Annotated in this window: 18 protein-coding genes; 13 read left to right on the top strand and 5 right to left on the bottom strand. The window is 36.0% G+C overall.

Translation table 11 applies throughout. The features are described from left to right. The first annotated feature begins 27 nt into the window (after positions 1-27). The 8 genes from QMO11_RS06585 (at position 28) to QMO11_RS06550 (ending at position 6158) form a co-directional block, all read left to right on the top strand. Positions 28-1122, top strand: coding sequence for an isochorismate synthase (locus QMO11_RS06585; protein ID WP_282036566.1), 1095 nt, complete (start codon positions 28-30; stop codon positions 1120-1122). 10 nt (positions 1123-1132) lie between these two features. After that, the gene (locus tag QMO11_RS06580) at positions 1133-1714 is read left to right on the top strand and encodes a TlpA family protein disulfide reductase (protein WP_282036565.1); all 582 of its coding nucleotides are present in this window, start codon (positions 1133-1135) and stop codon (positions 1712-1714) included. Positions 1715-1999: 285 nt separating this feature from the next. Next, on the top strand, positions 2000-2398 hold the full coding sequence (locus tag QMO11_RS06575; RefSeq protein WP_282036564.1) for a DUF423 domain-containing protein: 399 nt from the start codon (positions 2000-2002) through the stop codon (positions 2396-2398). 197 nt (positions 2399-2595) lie between these two features. Continuing rightward, on the top strand, positions 2596-3246 hold the full coding sequence (locus tag QMO11_RS06570; protein ID WP_282036563.1) for a hypothetical protein: 651 nt from the start codon (positions 2596-2598) through the stop codon (positions 3244-3246). 68 nt (positions 3247-3314) lie between these two features. Then, positions 3315-3935 carry a hypothetical protein gene (locus QMO11_RS06565; RefSeq protein ID WP_282036562.1) on the top strand — a complete coding sequence of 207 codons (621 nt, stop codon included), beginning with the start codon at positions 3315-3317 and terminating at the stop codon, positions 3933-3935. A 231-nt stretch (positions 3936-4166) separates the two neighbouring features. Further along, the gene (locus QMO11_RS06560; RefSeq protein ID WP_282036561.1) at positions 4167-4745 is read left to right on the top strand and encodes an NAD(P)H-dependent oxidoreductase; all 579 of its coding nucleotides are present in this window, start codon (positions 4167-4169) and stop codon (positions 4743-4745) included. 6 nt (positions 4746-4751) lie between these two features. Further along, positions 4752-5723 carry a Gfo/Idh/MocA family protein gene (locus QMO11_RS06555; RefSeq protein WP_282036560.1) on the top strand — a complete coding sequence of 324 codons (972 nt, stop codon included), beginning with the start codon at positions 4752-4754 and terminating at the stop codon, positions 5721-5723. 48 nt (positions 5724-5771) lie between these two features. Further along, a complete protein-coding gene (locus QMO11_RS06550) occupies positions 5772-6158 on the top strand; it encodes a VOC family protein (protein ID WP_282036559.1) in 387 nt (128 codons plus the stop codon). 13 nt (positions 6159-6171) lie between these two features. On the opposite strand, the gene QMO11_RS06545 is transcribed toward QMO11_RS06550, so the two are convergent. Continuing rightward, positions 6172-7404, bottom strand: coding sequence for a hypothetical protein (locus tag QMO11_RS06545; RefSeq protein WP_282036558.1), 1233 nt, complete (start codon positions 7402-7404; stop codon positions 6172-6174). Positions 7405-7709: 305 nt separating this feature from the next. On the opposite strand from QMO11_RS06545, the gene ychF reads away from it, so the two are divergent. After that, positions 7710-8810 carry a redox-regulated ATPase YchF gene (gene ychF / locus QMO11_RS06540; RefSeq protein WP_068473422.1) on the top strand — a complete coding sequence of 367 codons (1101 nt, stop codon included), beginning with the start codon at positions 7710-7712 and terminating at the stop codon, positions 8808-8810. Positions 8811-9144: 334 nt separating this feature from the next. After that, entirely contained in the window at positions 9145-9558 is a 414-nt protein-coding gene (locus QMO11_RS06535) for a threonyl-tRNA synthetase editing domain-containing protein (RefSeq protein WP_282036557.1), read from the top strand. 68 nt (positions 9559-9626) lie between these two features. Here the strand turns inward: QMO11_RS06535 and QMO11_RS06530 are convergent, their stop codons facing one another. From QMO11_RS06530 to QMO11_RS06515, 4 genes are all read right to left on the bottom strand, one after another. Beyond that, positions 9627-10919: an aminotransferase class I/II-fold pyridoxal phosphate-dependent enzyme gene (locus QMO11_RS06530; RefSeq protein WP_282036556.1), complete on the bottom strand. Its 1293-nt coding sequence runs from the start codon at positions 10917-10919 to the stop codon at positions 9627-9629. Between the two features lie 109 nt (positions 10920-11028). Next, on the bottom strand, positions 11029-11556 hold the full coding sequence (locus QMO11_RS06525; RefSeq protein WP_282036555.1) for an NUDIX hydrolase: 528 nt from the start codon (positions 11554-11556) through the stop codon (positions 11029-11031). A 70-nt stretch (positions 11557-11626) separates the two neighbouring features. Further along, positions 11627-12526, bottom strand: coding sequence for a nucleotidyltransferase family protein (locus QMO11_RS06520; protein ID WP_282036554.1), 900 nt, complete (start codon positions 12524-12526; stop codon positions 11627-11629). Between the two features lie 11 nt (positions 12527-12537). Next, a complete protein-coding gene (locus QMO11_RS06515; RefSeq protein ID WP_282036553.1) occupies positions 12538-13530 on the bottom strand; it encodes an N-acetylmuramoyl-L-alanine amidase family protein in 993 nt (330 codons plus the stop codon). A gap of 135 nt (positions 13531-13665) precedes the next feature. On the opposite strand from QMO11_RS06515, the gene QMO11_RS06510 reads away from it, so the two are divergent. The 3 genes from QMO11_RS06510 to QMO11_RS06500 are packed head-to-tail and all read left to right on the top strand — an operon-like array spanning position 13666 to position 17515. Then, on the top strand, positions 13666-14325 hold the full coding sequence (locus tag QMO11_RS06510; protein ID WP_282036552.1) for a metal-dependent transcriptional regulator: 660 nt from the start codon (positions 13666-13668) through the stop codon (positions 14323-14325). 14 nt (positions 14326-14339) lie between these two features. Beyond that, positions 14340-15164 (top strand): zinc transporter ZupT, encoded by an 825-nt coding sequence (zupT, locus tag QMO11_RS06505; RefSeq protein ID WP_068473438.1) that lies wholly within the window; start codon positions 14340-14342, stop codon positions 15162-15164. A gap of 20 nt (positions 15165-15184) precedes the next feature. Next, on the top strand, positions 15185-17515 hold the full coding sequence (locus tag QMO11_RS06500; protein WP_282036551.1) for a TonB-dependent receptor: 2331 nt from the start codon (positions 15185-15187) through the stop codon (positions 17513-17515). The last annotated feature ends 9 nt before the right edge of the window (positions 17516-17524 follow it).

The following is a 17524-nucleotide window of genomic DNA, read 5'->3' as shown; positions in this document are numbered from 1 at the left end:
AACGGTAATTAATATAGAATAACACTAGTGAAAGTTGTACAACAAAAAGAGGTGTTGCAATATTGTATTGCCAATCAACTTACCTTTGCCATTACACGATTACCACAGGCCAATCAGGCAGTTCTAGTAATTGCCAAATCTGCTGAAGAAAAGCATTTGAATGATGCAATCAATTCGCATGGATTTGTGTTGGCACCGTTTAATATGCAAAATCAGCAGGTGGTTTTTATCAATGCCGATTTTGAGTGCGAAAGTGTAATGTACGAACTTGAGTTTGATGCCATTAAAAAGCTTAAGCCCACTTCGCAACCCGCTTCCACAGAAGCTTATGTGGCCAGTTTTGATTCTTACGCAAAACAGTTCAATCAGCTAATGGAGGTTATAAATGGCGGACATCTTGATAAGGCCATTTTATCGCGTGTAAAACCCAATACTAGTTTAACACAAGCTAAAGCGCACGAGTTCTATTATAGTTTAGAGTCGAGCTACAAGCAAGCCTATGTGTTTATGTTTTACACACCACAAAGTGGATTGTGGGCAGGGGCAAGTCCTGAGTTGTTGTTGCATACTGCTAACAATATTGCCAGTACAGTATCTTTGGCCGGAACGCGAAAGCTAGATAATGCCCAATCTAATTGGGGCGATAAAGAAATTGTTGAGCAGCAAATTGTAAGCGATTATGTGGGGCAATTACTCAAACAATCCGGAGTTAGTAATTACCAAAAAGATGGCCCGCATACCATAAATGCAGGTAAAATGGTGCATCTGAAAACAAGCTATCAGTTTAAGACCAGTGATCTGCAAAGTAACTTGTCGGAGTTTATTGTTGGTTTGCATCCAACGCCCGCAGTGTGCGGATTACCGAAACATAAAGCCATGGATGCCATCCTCAATATTGAGCAACATCAGCGCGGATTTTACGCCGGTTTTATGGGCAGCGTACAAGCTAAAAAGCTTAATTTGTATGTAAATATCCGTAGCCTGCGCTTTACACAATCCGGCGTGAATATGTACCTTGGCGGAGGTATAACAAAAGACTCGGATCTTGAAATGGAGTGGAATGAAACCGAGTTAAAAGCACAAACAATGCTCAACGTAATTGAACAGTTACCCGAGCAATAAAACATATAAAATGAGAATACATACAATCTCCCTCGCATTGTTAATAATTGCACTGGTTTCCTGCACTAATACAAATAGTAAAACCGAAAGCAAGGCGCATTCTAGCAAAGTATCAGGCGTTAAATCTGGGTCTGCCGAAGAAAAAGCCACCCTTATTCACGTGGGCGATATGGCACCAGATTTTACCGTTCAAATGCTCAATGGTTCAAGCTATACCTTATCCAATTTAAAAGGTAAAGTGGTATTGGTAAACTTTTGGGCAACATGGTGTCCTCCATGCATGCAAGAGTTTCAGGCCATCCCTACAGAAATTGTAGAACGCTTTAAAGGTGAAGAATTCATCCTTTTGCCAATATCGCGCGGCGAGACTGCAGAAGTGGTCAGCAAAAAGATGGATACCTTAAGCAAGCAAGGCATTAGCTTTCCGGTAGGTTTAGATCTCGACAAAAGCATCTACACCCAATATGCAACATCCTATATACCCCGCAACTTCTTAATAGATCAAAACGGAAAAGTAGTTTATACATCCGTTGGTTACAGTAAAGAAGAGTTTGCTGAGTTAACTACATTAATCACTCAATTATTAAAATAAGGCACGCTTATTCTGCTAATTATAATGGCAGTTAAACGGGCTATTCACTATAGTAAATACTTTGCATGACTACTTTTATAAAGTCGGTGCGTGGGCTTCCTTCGGTCGCCTACACTCTCCTTATAAAAGTGCCATGCAAAGCATTTACTGCCGTTTCTATCCCTACTGCAAGCCCTAAAATAAGCAAGCCGTAAATCTCATTAACAATTAACAACTGATAATTAACAATTATCTAAACTATACCTCCCAAGCATTGTTTCATCTCATAAATTATAATTTTAAAAGATGAAGCAATTAGTTTTAAGTATAGCATCCATTTACGGAGCATTATCCATTGTTTTAGGCGCATTCGGCGCACATGCACTCAAAAAAGTTCTTACTCAGGCGCAACTCGAAAGCTTTGAGGTTGGGGTAAAATATCAAATGTACCACGCAATCGTACTATTAGTTTTAGGTTTCTTTTTAAACTTTCAAAGTAAGTTGCAAGTGAGCATGGGGTGGTTTTTTATAGCCGGCACCTTTCTTTTCTCCTTTAGTATTTACCTGCTTAGTTTATCAAATCTATTAGGGGTCAATTTTAAGTTCCTTGGGCCCGTAACTCCCTTGGGAGGCTTGTGTTTGATTATTGGGTGGGTTTTGTTATTAATAATATTTATAAAAGGACAATACCTGCCAATTAGTTGAAATATTTTCAAGCAAGTAGATAATTATCATATCATCTTATTTAACAGAAAGAATAAGCTTTGATTCAAAACCTAGTAAATATTATGTTGTAATTTATTTCTATTTTTCTACATTTGCGACTGCAATAGTTATAGTTCTAGCTTGTCTATTGTAAAAACTAGTTTTATAATTCTATGTTAACTTAATAACTTTTGTAAATGAAAAAAAAATATTTTGTTTTCTTATGCCTTGCCTTATCTATAGGGGTGTTCGCTCAAGAAAAACAAAAAGAAATTGGTGTCGTAACATCCAGTTTTGAGAATTTTGGATTAAGCTATAAATTTGGATCCTCTAAAGCCCTTTGGCGTATAAAGACTATTTATGGTAACGGGTTTAATATGGATTCAGAATATGGCCCTTACGAATACTACGATTATAATACTAATGAAATTATTGATAAGGTAAATTACCAAACTAGTGATAGTTATAGTATTGGGTTTGCATTTGGTAGAGAGTATCGGGTATTAATAACTGAGGATTTTGAAATGAGGTATGGTGCAGATCTACGTTATACATACGGCAATTCAAAAGATATACGTAACAACTCTTTGAATACGGATGAAAAGTGGGTATCTAAAAACATTCATAATATTATGGGTGTTAATTTTGTATTTGGTTTTAATTATGTTTTTGCATCAAATATATTATTAGGTGTAAATATTAACCCGTATTTGGTATATCGTATAGGAAAAAGTGAATCAGGTAATGAGTTTGATTATGAGGAGACTAAATCTTCTTATGTGAATACAACCCTATCTTACGGTTTATCTACCTCTTCTATTTTACTAACGTTAGCTTACCGTTTTTAAATCAATTGACTTTAACTTGGAGAAATAGTACTTGCTAAATACTATTGCCAATAAATATTAAATACGAAATGAAAAATATAATTCTATTATTTGTAGTATGTGTATTATATGTTAATGCTACAGCGCAAACCAAACAACAAGAGGTAGGTCTACTTTTTAGCGATTTTGATAATTTTGGGTTAACGTACAAATTAGGGAATGAAAAAGCTATGTGGCGTTTTAATTCTTTGTTGCTAAATGGTAACAAAAGTAATACTAAGGATGATGACTTCTCTGATTACAAATCAACATTAAATTCTTCAGGATTTAACTTATCGCTTGGACGTGAGTATAGGAAATCTATTGCAGAAAGATTTGAGATGCGTTATGGTTTAGATCTTACATACAGATATGATAACTATGAAAAGGAATCGTATTACGAAGATAATAAAGAAGAAACTTTACAATACGATCAAAGAAAGACTTATGGTCCTGGTTTACAACTTGTATTTGGTTTTAATTATGTAATTAATAATAGCTTGGTTCTAGGGGCTGAGTTATTGCCTTTCCTTTCTTACAATACAGTAAAAGAATCATCAAAAGAATTTGACGGATACGATAGTTTCTACGAAAGTAACTTAACCCTTACTCAATGGAGTTATGGTTTCTCTAATTCGTCAGCTAGACTCTCGATTTCTTATCGGTTTTAAAATAAAGAATTGTGATTTAATAAAGGGTTCGAAATATTTTATCGAACCCTTTTTATTTTAAATTGATTGCTGTGTCAATCAGTATCCTATACCTTTTTTTAATGCTAATATTTAGAATATATTATTGTATTAGTCTTTGCTAAACCTATAATTTCTAGATGATAATAAAAGCAAGGCTTTATGGCTAAGATATAGTTTTATATTATTTTCAACTTATTGTAATTAATTGTTATGAAAAACATCCTAATCATCAATGGTCATCCTGATAAAGAAAGCCTGTGTTATCAATTTGCGAAAAGCTATAAAACGGGCGCTGACCATGCGCGTGCAAATTGCGAACTAATTCACCTGGTTAATCTCGATTTCGATCCTATTTTACGCTATGGCTACAGAAAACGAACTGAGCTTGAGCCAGACCTATTGGCCATTCAAAAAAAGATTTCAGCAGCGGATCATCTGGTATTTGTATATCCTACGTGGTGGGGAACTCAGCCAGCTTTGCTTAAGGGATTTATAGATAGAGTATTCTTGCCAAAATTCGCCTTTGCTTATCGCGATAATTCTGTATTTTGGGACAAGCTACTTAAAGGCAAAACGGCCCGTTTAATAGTTACTATGGATACGCCAAAGTGGTATTACAAGTTAATATACCGTAGTCCTGGCCATAATGCCATGAAAAAAGGGGTGTTGGAGTTTTGCGGAATTAAACCAGTAAAGATTACTTCTTTTGCGCCAATTAAAACCTCAAATCCTGAAAAGATTAAAAACTACCTTTTAAAAGTTGAAAAACTAGGGAAGCAGTTAAAGTAAATAGATATGAGCAAAGTAATTAGATGGGGTATTATTGGCTGTGGCGATGTTACTGAAGTAAAAAGCGGACCAGCCTACCAGCAAACCAAAGGTTTTTCAATTTCGGCGGTAATGCGAAGGAATCCGGCAAAAGTCGCAGACTATGCAAAACGACATAAGATTCCCAAGTATTATACCAATGCCGATGATTTGATAAATGACGCTGAGGTGGATGCGGTTTATATTGCTACGCCACCCGATTCGCATAAGCTATATGCCTTAAAAGTGGCTGAAGCGGGTAAAATTTGCTGCATTGAAAAGCCAATGGCTCCATCATATAACGATTGTGTGTTAATCACCAAAGCCTTTGCAGATAAAAAGCTCCCCTTGTTTGTAGCCTACTACCGCAGAACATTACCAAGGTTTTTAAAAGTTAAGGAGTGGATTGATAAAGGCTTGATTGGAGAACCTAATCATATTTCATGGGTGTTTAGTAAGCCTGCCAATGCCACTGATTTAAGCGGAGCTTATAATTGGCGCACAGATGCGCAGATAGCTCCTGGTGGCTATTTTGATGATCTAGCCAGTCATGGATTAGATTTCTTTAATTACATACTTGGCAACATTACCGCAGCAAACGGAATTGCGATTAATAAATATAATTTTTATAGTGCTAAAGATAATATAGCGGCATCTTGGTTGCATCCTAATGGTGTTGTGGGTTCTGGCACTTGGTGTTTTGGAAGTAAGGAAGCACAGGATGAAGTTACTATTTATGGGAGTAAAGGTAGAATTGAATTCTCAATATTTCAGCTTAAGCCATTTCAATTAATTACAGATGCGCATACTGAAATAAATGAAATTGCACATCCTAAACATATTCAGCAATATCATGTAGAAGCAATGAGAGATCAGTTATCGGATTTGGGAATGCATCCCTGCAATGGGGTAGAAGGGGCTCATACTGCATGGGTTATGGATCAAATTTTAGCAGATTAGAACGGATTGTTTTATATTTAATCTCATGATAACAAATAGTAGATGTCTATGAAAATTGATCATATAGCAATTTGGGTAAACGATCTTGAAGGAATGAGACGATTCTATACACGATTCTTTAATATGGAATGCGGAGCTAAGTATGAGAATACCAGAAGGGGATTTAGTTCTTATTTTTTATCGTATCCCGAAGGTGCACGTATTGAAATAATGCATCAAAACGATGTGTATAAAAATGCTTTACCTAAAGGCATGAGCAATGGTATTGCGCATTTGGCTATTTCAGTTGGTAGCGTTGATAAGGTGGATGATTTAACCGAGGTTCTTCGTCGTGAGGGTTTTGTTATACAAGGTGAGCCACGTTTAACTGGCGATGGATATTACGAAAGCATTATCCTCGACCCTGAAGGTAACTATATTGAAATAACAGAATAAAAGCTAAGAGCAATTAAAAGTTATACATAAACCCAAAACTTACTCTTGAGGCATCACGCGCATCATCATTACTAAATGCTACTCCATCTTCAAACCCATCAGTTTGTATTCGTTTGGTACCAAAGTCAAACTCAACTCCAATGGTGAAATTTGGGTATGGATCCCATAATACATTTATCAAATAATAATTATGCATTGCTGTAGCATTACCATCAGTTACACTGATGGCGCTATTTTCGGGGTCTGAAACTTCAAATTCAGTAACATCAGTAATCTGAAATTTAGTAAACCCTATTACTCCATTAAAATGTAGTTTGGGCGTAAGGTAATATTCATAAGCAGCCCATCCACCTTGAGAGGGTATTGGCTCAAATCCACTTGTTTTAGGATAAGCATCAAAACCACTTCCTCCGTGAGAAACCAAGTAGGCTGATATTCCTTCACCTATCGCATATTGAAACTGAAAGTTCGATTCACCAAAATTTCCAATCATGGATGACAAGGAAGCCCCGTAGCCTAATATTCTTTTCTCCTCTTGGTCTTCGAGGTAGTTAATTCCTCTAAATATTGTTGAAAGTCTTATGTGGCCCCAGTTGCCCACATACTTAACGGCAGCAACACCTTCAGGTAAGTTTTGATAGGTGCTTTCTATGGATGGGCTAATGTTTGGGTATTCGTTATAGTTTACGAGCGGAGCCTGTAAAGCCAATTCATATTTCCATTTTTTATTTTTAAAATCGTTAAAATATTTCAGAAATGGCAAACGTGCCCATACACCCGATGGAGGCCCATCAAAATCAAGAACATTGGGCCACACATTCTGATCTCCAAAGTTTTCCCAATCTTGTCCAATTTGCCAATGATTGGTCATTACATAAGCTTTTCTGAGTCGCATTTGCCCATTACCACCCCAAAAATCCCATTCTACATGTGCTCTAATCTTACCAAGCTCTGGGTGCATATAAGCAGCGTCTAAACGGATCTGTGTTTGGTATAAATCTACTCCAATGTTTTGTCGGTCATCATTACCATTAACATCAATGTTTCCAAGGTTAAAGGTGTCATACTCCTGAAGACCACCTTTTATATTGTAGTAGCCATTCATTTTCATATTAGCTCCAAACCATGCGCTAATGCGGGGCTCACCTTGTATTGAGTCAGACGAGTTAACCTTAAATAGTCTTTCTTGTGAATACACAGATGTTGTTATGATTATGGCTATGATGAGTGCGATTTCTTTTTTCATATAAAGAGGTATTTTACTATCATTTAACTTTTTAGCGACTCTATAGGGTAAAAGGGCTTTATGGCTTATTTTCTTAAAACAAAACAATTAATTGCTGCATTAGTTCGTAATTTACCATAAACAGAAAGATGAATCAACAGAATTTTGACAATTAGACCCAAGTTAATGATGATCTCCTTATCTATTTGCACTTTAAACATTAGTAAGAAGTAAGTAAAATCAGTATAACTTTTGAACTTTCTAAACTATTAGTGTACTTTTGCAGCGATTTTAGAAAGAATATAAGATACTGATATAAAATTATTATGGCATTACAATGTGGAATTGTTGGTTTACCAAATGTGGGAAAATCAACCTTATTTAATTGTTTATCAAACGCAAAAGCGCAGTCGGCAAACTTCCCATTCTGTACAATTGAACCGAATGTAGGTGTAATTACCGTACCAGATAACAGGTTAATTAAACTTGAGGAATTAGTGAAACCAGAGCGTGTTTTACCAGCAACAGTTGAGATTGTTGATATTGCAGGTTTGGTTAAAGGAGCGAGTAAGGGAGAAGGTTTAGGAAATAAATTCCTTTCTAACATTAGGGAGACCGATGCTATTATTCACGTTTTACGTTGTTTTGATGATGATAATATCACTCACGTTGATGGCTCTATTAATCCGGTAAGAGATAAAGAAGTAATTGATCTAGAGCTTCAAATTAAAGATTTAGAGACTGTAGAAGCACGTTTGGCTAAAAATGCAAAAGCTGCTACTGCATCTAAAGATCCTGAATTAAAGCGATTGGTTGAAGTTTTAACATTATACAAAGAAGCTCTAGAGCAAGGGAAATCAGCACGTACTGTTGAGTTAACAGAGGCACAGGAGAAAGTGGCTAACGAACTTTGGTTACTTACTAACAAGCCAGTAATGTACGTTTGTAATGTTGACGAGAATTCAGTTGTTGATGGAAATGCACACGTTGAGGCAGTTAAGGCAGCTGTGGCCGATGAGGATGCAGAAGTTTTAGTAATTGCAGCCCAAACAGAAGCTGATATTGCTGAATTAGATACTTTTGAAGAGCGTCAGGAGTTTTTAGAAGATTTAGGTTTAAAAGAATCTGGTGTAGCTAAATTAATTCGTTCAGCTTACAACCTACTTGACTTAGAAACTTATTTTACTGCAGGTGTTAAAGAAGTTAGAGCTTGGACCTACAATAAAGGAGCAACAGCGCCGCAAGCTGCAGGTGTAATTCATACTGATTTTGAAAAAGGATTCATTAGAGCTGAGGTAATCAAATATTCTGATTACGTTGAGTTAAAATCGGAGCTTGCTTGTAAAGAAGCTGGTAAAATGAATATTGAAGGAAAAGAATATATCGTTCAGGATGGAGATATTATGCATTTTAGATTTAATGTATAATAGATTCCTAAACTATAGAAATCAAAAAAGCCAATCGACATTTCGATTGGCTTCTTTTTTTATAAGTTAAAAAAAGAAGCCTGTCTGAGAGAGTAGACAGGCACAAGAAACATTCTAAAAAACTAACCTAAACCTCACACACATTTTGAATGTTCCTATATTGGGGACTATGGAGAGCTTTTTTTAACTACGAGCAAATTACAACCTTAATATATCGATGTCAACCCCTACAGATAATTATTTCCAATTTTAACATTAATTTACACTTACACTCTGAGCTTACTCTTATTTTAAAATGTATAATACTAAATTGCGCACTCTATTAAGATAGCCTATGAAAGTTTTAGTATTGTATGTAAACTCCTTTAGTTATCAGCCAAAAGAAAAGAACCTAGAAGATGCCCCAGAACCAAACTCTGGGGAAAGCTTTGAGGATTCGATATTGGCATTTATTCAGGTGGAAGAAAGTGATGAGGAAAAAGATTTAAAGAGCAGAGAGAAGAAGCTAGTGAATCATATTAAATGGACTTCTAGAAAGAATAATACAAAAAATATTGTATTGCATTCATTTGCTCATTTGTCAGAATCAAAAGCAAGTGCATCATTTACTAAAGAGTTATTTGATGCTGCTCAAACTCGATTAGAGAATGCTGATTATTCTGTAGCTCAAACTCCATTTGGGTATTTCTTAGATTTAAAAATTGATGCCCCCGGAAGTTCCTTAGCTCGGATTTGGGCCAGCCTCTAAAATAAACGTATAAAAAAAGCCGTCTCAAATGAGACAGCTCTATTATATTGCGATCGATAATCTCAGGATTATTGATTTTCAAAATCTTTACAAGCATTATAAATACCTTCAAATAATTCTTTAGCATCGCCTGCTGCCATTGCAGAAAAAGCAACTCTGAATACATTATTTAAATTAATAATACCAATGCTATATTTATTGATTAGGATATCTCTAATGGCTTCGCCATCTAATCCCTCTTTTAACTGAACGCACATAAAGTAGCCTGAATTATACGGAAGTGCAGTAAAGTAATCGCTATACTTATCATCTTTTAATACTTCCTTAATGGCCGTATATCGGGTTTGCATAATTTCAAACTTAGCTTGTTTCTGCTCCGCGTAATCACTCGATTCAAAAGCTTGTAATAACAAGGATTGGCTTAAGTTTGATGAGTTTGATATATTACCACGAACGGCTCCACCAGTTTTATTCTCTAAAGCCTGGTATAGCTCTGTAGTTCCACCTTTTATGGCATAGGTAATAAAACCAACACGAAATCCCCAAACATAATCTTCTTTAGTAGCACCGTCAATTTTTAGGGCCAATACATTCTCGTGAAGATCTGATAAATAAGCGAAAATCGATTCTTTGGCAATACCATCTTCAAATACTAATCCGAAATAAGCATCGTCAGTTATGGCAACAATCTTTTTGCCTGCTTCAGCAGCTTCTTTAATAACAGCTGCAATAGCTTCCATTTCTTCAAAAGTAGGCGTGTAACCTGTTGGATTATTCGGAAAGTTTAAGATTAAAACTTTTTTCTCTCCTGGCTCCATTAATGTTGCTTTCAATGCTTCCACATCAAAACCACCATTTTTAAAGATGTTAAATTTCTTTAGTTGTGCTCCGTAGGCATTGGTTAAGGCAAGGTTGTAGTTACCCCAAAATAGGTTTGGTACAATAACTTCTTCTCCTTCGTTTAAGAATAGGTATCCCGCCATGCTAATACCATGAGTCAATGCACTGGTTACAACAGGAGAACTTAATTTCTGACCTTTAAGTTTTGGATTTTTATCATAAATCATTTCTTGCCATTTCGCTCTTAAATCAGGGCGACCAAAACTTGGTGCATAAGGAAATGCAGCATTTGGAGACAAGTTTATTTTTTCGGCAATAGACTCTAAACGCATCGGACTTCCATCATCTTCAATGGCAGCACCAATAGTAGCATTAATACGAGTTCCTTTAGCTTCAGCAGATTGTCCTAGGATTCCTTTTTTTGGGAAGAATATGTTTTTTCCTTTTTCTGACAGTAAATCAAATACAACTGAGTTTTGAGATAATAAAATTTCGTTTAATTCTTGTGCTTGCGGATTCATTATGTTCCAATGGTTTTATGGTGTTAAAATAATTCGATTACAAAATTGCTAAAAAAAGCGGATTTATTAATCAATTTATAAAGATAATGTAGGCGTTTGTGATAAATAGTTATTCAGTAGGAAGTCCCCAATAACTTCGAATAATATTTTTAATTGAGGTAGAAGCTATTGAATCCCAATTGATTGTTTCTTTACTTACAAAATTGATATCGCTTATGTCATCTTGTATGTGCATTTTATTCCATCCGCTTACTTGGCAATGAAAACCTACATCGGTAGTAAATACAGTATATTCAGAGAATACATACTGATTAGGAAATGAGTCAATATATTTTAGCGAATCTACTTCCATATTTAGTTCTTCATGCAGCTCTCGTTTCAATGCATGCTCTAATCCTTCGTTAGGATCAACAAAACCGCCTGGCAAATCAAGCATACCTTTGTTAGGTGCAAAAGCCCTCACGGTTAGCATCACTTCACCTTTGCTGTTCTCGATAATTGCCGCCACTGCTGCAGCACTATTCACAAAGAAATGAAACTGGCAATCATCGCATTTGAACGATTTTTCATCTTGTGCAACGAATTTGTTAGACCCACATTTGGGGCAAAATTGTAATACTTTGCTAGGCAATGTCATATCTTATCAGTTAAAGTGAAACAATAAAGGCTCCTGTAGTAGGAGCCTTTTATAATTTAACAAACTATTTTTACTCCCACAAGTTACTAGGGTAAATGCCTGCATCAATAAGCTTTTGAAGACTTTCTTGAACAATAGGTTTGTCCTCTTGATACGTAACCCCAAACCATTTGGCATCACTTGAAAGAACTTTTGTAGTGGCTTTGTCTTCTTTAATCATTGTATCAACTAAAGCATTAAAGTAGAATTCTGATTTTAATTCGGTTCCTTTTTCTTTTAAGAAATCAACAAAACCTTTTTCCAAGGCTTCAAAAAAGTTAGCCTTAAAAACCCAGAAATTCATCGATACTGGTTCCTTACCTGTAAGTTCAGTAGTTTCTTCACCTTCGTAAAAAACTACTTTATTGTTTAAGTAGCCAATTTTGGTGCGCTCAACAATGTTTACCAAATTATCCTGCGCATCGGTATCACAAACCCCTCTTGAAACGGTGCCGTGTTCAGAAAGTGTATTGTCTAGGGCGTATCCAATCATAGCATATTCATTCTCAACCACACTATTGTTGGCAAAATCAACAGCTGTTTGATAAGCTTCTCTACCGTAAAAGTCATCTGCATTAATAATAGCGAAAGGACCTTTGATAGCATCTTTAGCCATTAGCATAGCATGTCCTGTACCCCAAGGTTTTTCGCGTCCTTCAGGTATGCTGTAACCTTCAGGTAATTTATCTAATTCTTGATACACATATTCAGTTTCTATTTTACCCTTTAAATGTGGCTCAAAACGATCTTTAAACTGATCAGCGAAAGATTCTCTGATTACAAATACTACTTTTGAGAAACCTGCCTCAATAGCATCATAAATTGAATAATCGATAATTGACTCACCATTTGGTCCTAATGTATCAAGTTGTTTTAAGCCACCATAGCGACTTCCCATTCCTGCTGCTAATACTAATAAAGTTGGTTTCATATATTTAATGCTTATTTATGTTTTTTAAAATCATTTAAAAGGCCTTCGTACATCCAGTTGGCCAATGCTTGTCTGTTATCTTGCAAAATAAACCTCTGCTGATCGCTGAAGTTACGGATGTTTCCTAATTCAACAAATACTGCTGTCGGAATTGTTTTTCTTAACACATAAAGGTTGCGATCTTTAACAACTCCAGAATATCCTCTTGAAGGTTGATGTTTATTGTATTTAGTATTAAATACGCTTCTTATTTCTTCTGCTGCCTTTTTGCCCGACTTGCTTTTGGGTGCATGGTAAAAAAATACATCTATTGATTTTCCAGTACTTCTTGAGTCAACATGTATAACTACACATCTTTGATAGGCAGGCTTGTTTTGCGCATATAATTTGTTTACCGCTTCAGTGCGTTGCTTTAATCGTTTCATCTGATCAAGAGGAATAGTGGCTCCCATACAGGTTTCATCATCGCTCATTTTTAAGAATGATTCATCACGTATGCCATCATTTTCATCTTGAATAATCATATTCACTTTCGCGCCATTCTCCATCAAGCGCTTAGCCAGACGTAAGGTAATATCATAGGCATATTCATCTTCAGCTAATGTTTTATCGCCATACTTTCCAAGTGCACCAGGGTCTGGCCCTCCATGTCCGCTCACTAAATGAAATACAGTGCCTTTCAGTATGTTTGAGTCTAATTTAAATTTAGAACGATCTTTACCAAATAGTGGTTCTTCAATCCACTTTTCTGTATTGGGTAAATTATAAGCTACATCTTTTCTGAGTGAGTTTTTTTTGCCTAAGTTCTTTTTATTTAGCTCTATAAATTCAGCTTTATGCTCTGTCGGATTTAAATTATTTCGAATTAAAAAGGCATTTAAGCCTTCTCCTTTATTTGGGATAGAAGTGTTGTAGGTGTTTGATTGAGATAATAAGTTGGTGCTTATTAAGAATACGTATATGAAGAAAATGATTTTAATAAATCGCATAGTTAATGATATCATCTTATGGTGAGTGTTTAAAACCCATGTTTTATACAGCAAAAATAAAATATTTTGCCAACTATTTATAATTAATCTATAAAGACTTTGGTGTAAAAGATAAGTATACTTAACTTTGTGTTGAAGTAAAATGAAGTTATGAATTCAGTATCTGTAGAAAACTTTCTTAAAACGCTCTATACCTTAAGGTATGATGAGAAGAAAAAAACATCGGCAACCAATATGTCTGAACGTTTGTCAATTTCTACTCCTGCCGTAACAGATATGGCCAAGAAGCTAGCTGCAAAAGGTTATATAGATTATGCTCCTTATAAGGCAATGGTATTAACCAAGGAAGGTGAAAAGGTGGCCATACGTGTGCTTAGAAGGCATCGCTTATGGGAGTTGTTTTTACACAAAGTATTGGATTTAGATTTAAAAGAAGTTCACCAGGAAGCAGAGTTGCTTGAGCATCAAACATCCGATAAGCTCACCAAGTGTATTGATGAATTCCTTGGATGTCCTGATTTTGATCCGCATGGCGACCCCATACCAAAAGATGATGGAACGGTAAAAGTGCACGAAAATGCCCTTAGACTAAATGAGTTAAGCGAAGGCGATGAATGCACTGTTCTAAGATTAATTTATGGTTCGGGCGATTTAAATGACTTTTTTACGCATTACGATATAGAGCCTCACCAAACGCTAAAAATTACGAAGTGTTTTAAACTTGATGAATCTATAGAAGTTGAAAAAAATGAAAAAAGATTTGCCATTCCCTTACCCATACAAAGGCGAATGATATGTACTAAGAAATAAAGAAACACCTAATTATGAATATAGAAGAAATTGAATTTTCAAACCTATTAATGGCATTTGGTTTAACCTTGTTTGCAGGTTTAGCCACCGGTATCGGAAGTGCCATGGCTTTTTTTGCCAAACAAACCAATACCAAGTTTTTATCCATTTCCCTCGGTTTTTCGGCAGGGGTAATGATTTATGTTTCATTTGTTGAAATTTTAGAAAAAGCCAAGGATAGTTTAATTGAACAATACGATGAGGTTATGGGAACTTGGGTGACCGTGGCTGCATTTTTTGGAGGTATTTTATTAATTGCGTTGATAGATAAGTTTATTCCATCGGCTGAAAATCCTCATGAAATGGAAAGTATTGAGGATATGAATGATGCTTCTCCAAATAAGAAAAGGCATTTAATGCGCATGGGTATGTTTACCGCATTGGCTATTGGTATCCATAATTTTCCTGAAGGTTTAGCAACTTTTACGGCAGCCTTAACTGATCCTAATTTAGGTATAGCCATTGCCGTTGCCATAGCTATCCACAATATTCCGGAAGGAATTGCAGTTTCGGTACCTATATATTTTGCTACAGGAAGTAAAAAGAAAGCATTTAAATTGAGTTTTTTATCGGGTTTAGCCGAACCAATTGGTGCCATTGTAGGTTATCTCATCTTAATGCCGTTTTTAACTCCTGCCATGTTCGGGATTATTTTTGCTGGTGTTGCCGGTATAATGGTATTTATTAGTTTGGATGAGTTATTGCCAGCCGCTCAAAAATATGGCGAACATCATTTATCGATATATGGTTTGGTTGCCGGAATGGCTGTTATGGCCTTAAGTTTATTATTGTTTTTATAAGAGATCTCACACCTAAAATTATGAATAAAGTTTTTAAACTCTCAATTGTTTTCTTGAGCCTATGCTTTAGTATAAGTGCTCAAAAAACAGATGCCAATATATTTGGTGATGTTCAGTCAAACGGAGATCATCTTCCCATGGTAAGTGTATATGTTAAAGGTACCACCAAGGGAACAGCAACGGATATGTCGGGTCACTATATGTTAATTGATTTGCCATTAGGCGATCAAACCATTGTGGCCAATATTATGGGCTTTAAACCTGTTGAGAAGAAAGTAAATATAGAGGCCGGAAAAGCCATTGAATTAAATTTTGAATTGGTTGAGGAGGTAATGACAATTGACGATGTAGTAATTACAGGTACAAAAACCTTTAAACGCAAAACAGAGTCTCCAGTAATTGTAAATGTGCTTGAAGGGAAAACCTTGGAGTTAATTCAGGCTTCTACCTTATCAGAAGGTTTATCTTTTCAGCCCGGTTTGCGATTAGAAACCGATTGCCAAACTTGTAATTATACACAGCTTCGTATGAACGGTTTGGGCGGAGGCTATTCTCAAATACTAATTAATAGCCGACCCGTTTTTAGTCCATTAACCGGATTGTATGGTTTAGAGCAAATTCCGGCCAATATGATTGAGCGAATCGAAGTTGTTCGAGGAGGCGCTTCGGCACTTTATGGAGCAGGAGCAATTGGAGGTACTGTAAACGTTATCACGAAAGTGCCTAATAAAAATACTTTTTCAGCATCAACTAATTATGGTGTAATAAATGGTTCTGCTGCCGATAGACAAATTACGGCCAATGCTAGTGTTGTAACAGATAGGAGGAATGCAGGTTTAAGCATTTTTGCAACCCATCGTAATCGTGATTCATATGATCATAATGATGATGGCTATAGCGAGATGGCTCATCTTAAAAATAATTCGTTTGGTTTAAATGGATTTATTCTTCCAGCACCTAATCATAAAATAGAATACAACCTTTCTTCAATGTACGAGTACCGCTATGGCGGGAATAAAGAGGAGGGGCCTGCATTTTTAGCCGATCAGAGTGAAGAAAGAACCCACAACGTATTAATAGGTGGAGTAGATTATAGCTTTAACTTTAATAATAATCTATCGTCGTTCGCTGCTTTTTTTGCAGGACAGAATACAGATAGAGATCATTATACGGGTATAATGCCCGATGAGGATGATCAGCCTGCTTACGACGAGCATTTTAAAAATCCGCCCTATGGCGTAACGGCTAATCAAACCTATATTGGAGGTATTCAAATGAATCATATGCTCTCTAATTTCTTAGGAGGAAAAAACAACTTAACCTTCGGCATGGAGCATAATTACGATGATGTAAAGGACGAGATTGATGCATATGATTATTTAGTTGATCAAACTACTAATAATACGGGTGCTTATTTGCAAAGTGATTGGGCAATAACAAAGTCGTTTACATTACTAACCGGAGTTCGTGGCGATCAGCATAACTTGGTTGACAACCTAATTTGGAGCCCTAGAGTTTCTGGATTGTACAAAAAGAATAACTGGCAAATGCGAGCCAGTTGGAGTACGGGTTTCAGACCACCACAAGCTTTTGACTCAGACCTTCATATTGCCTTTGCAGGAGGAGGAATACAGCGCGTAGTTTTAGCTGATAATCTGAAAGAAGAACGTTCTCAAAGTACATCGGCATCTGTTAATTATGATTATCCAACAGAGCATTTCATATTAGGATTTACTCTTGAAGGATTTTATACACGTTTAGATGATGCCTTTATTTTAGAGGAAGCAGGTACGGATTCCAATGGAAATTCCATTCTTGAAAAAAGAAATGGTGATGGATCTACAGTTCAAGGAGGAACATTTGAGTTGAGAGCCAATTACAATAGAAGAGTTCAACTAGAGGGAGGTTTAACATTACAAACTAGTAAATACGATTCGGAGGTTTTTTGGAGCGAAGATTACGCAGGTACTACAGATTACTTAAGAACTCCCGAGCAATACGGTTATTATACTTTAACTTATACTCCGCGTAATGGAATTAAAGCTGCTTTGTCGGGCGTTTATACAGGTTCAATGTTAGTGCCTCATTATGGAGTGCCGGGTGATGTTGGAACCCCAGAAATGGATGAGTTGGTAAAAACGAGTAGCTTTTTTGAGAATAATATTAAAGTATCGTACGATTGGGATTGGCTCGAAAAAGGTATCAGTATAGAGGTATTTGGTGGTGTTCAGAATATTTTTAACCAATACCAAAACGATTTCGACACCGGTAAAAACAGAGATAGTGGTTATATTTATGGCCCATCTCGACCAAGAACAATTTTTATTGGCTTAAAGTTAGCCAGTTTGTAATAATATAGA

Origin of the sequence: Saccharicrinis aurantiacus, assembly GCF_947489045.1 — a bacterium.
In the GTDB taxonomy this organism is placed as follows: domain Bacteria; phylum Bacteroidota; class Bacteroidia; order Bacteroidales; family Marinilabiliaceae; genus Saccharicrinis; species Saccharicrinis aurantiacus.
This window is presented reverse-complemented; position numbering and strand designations above follow the sequence as displayed.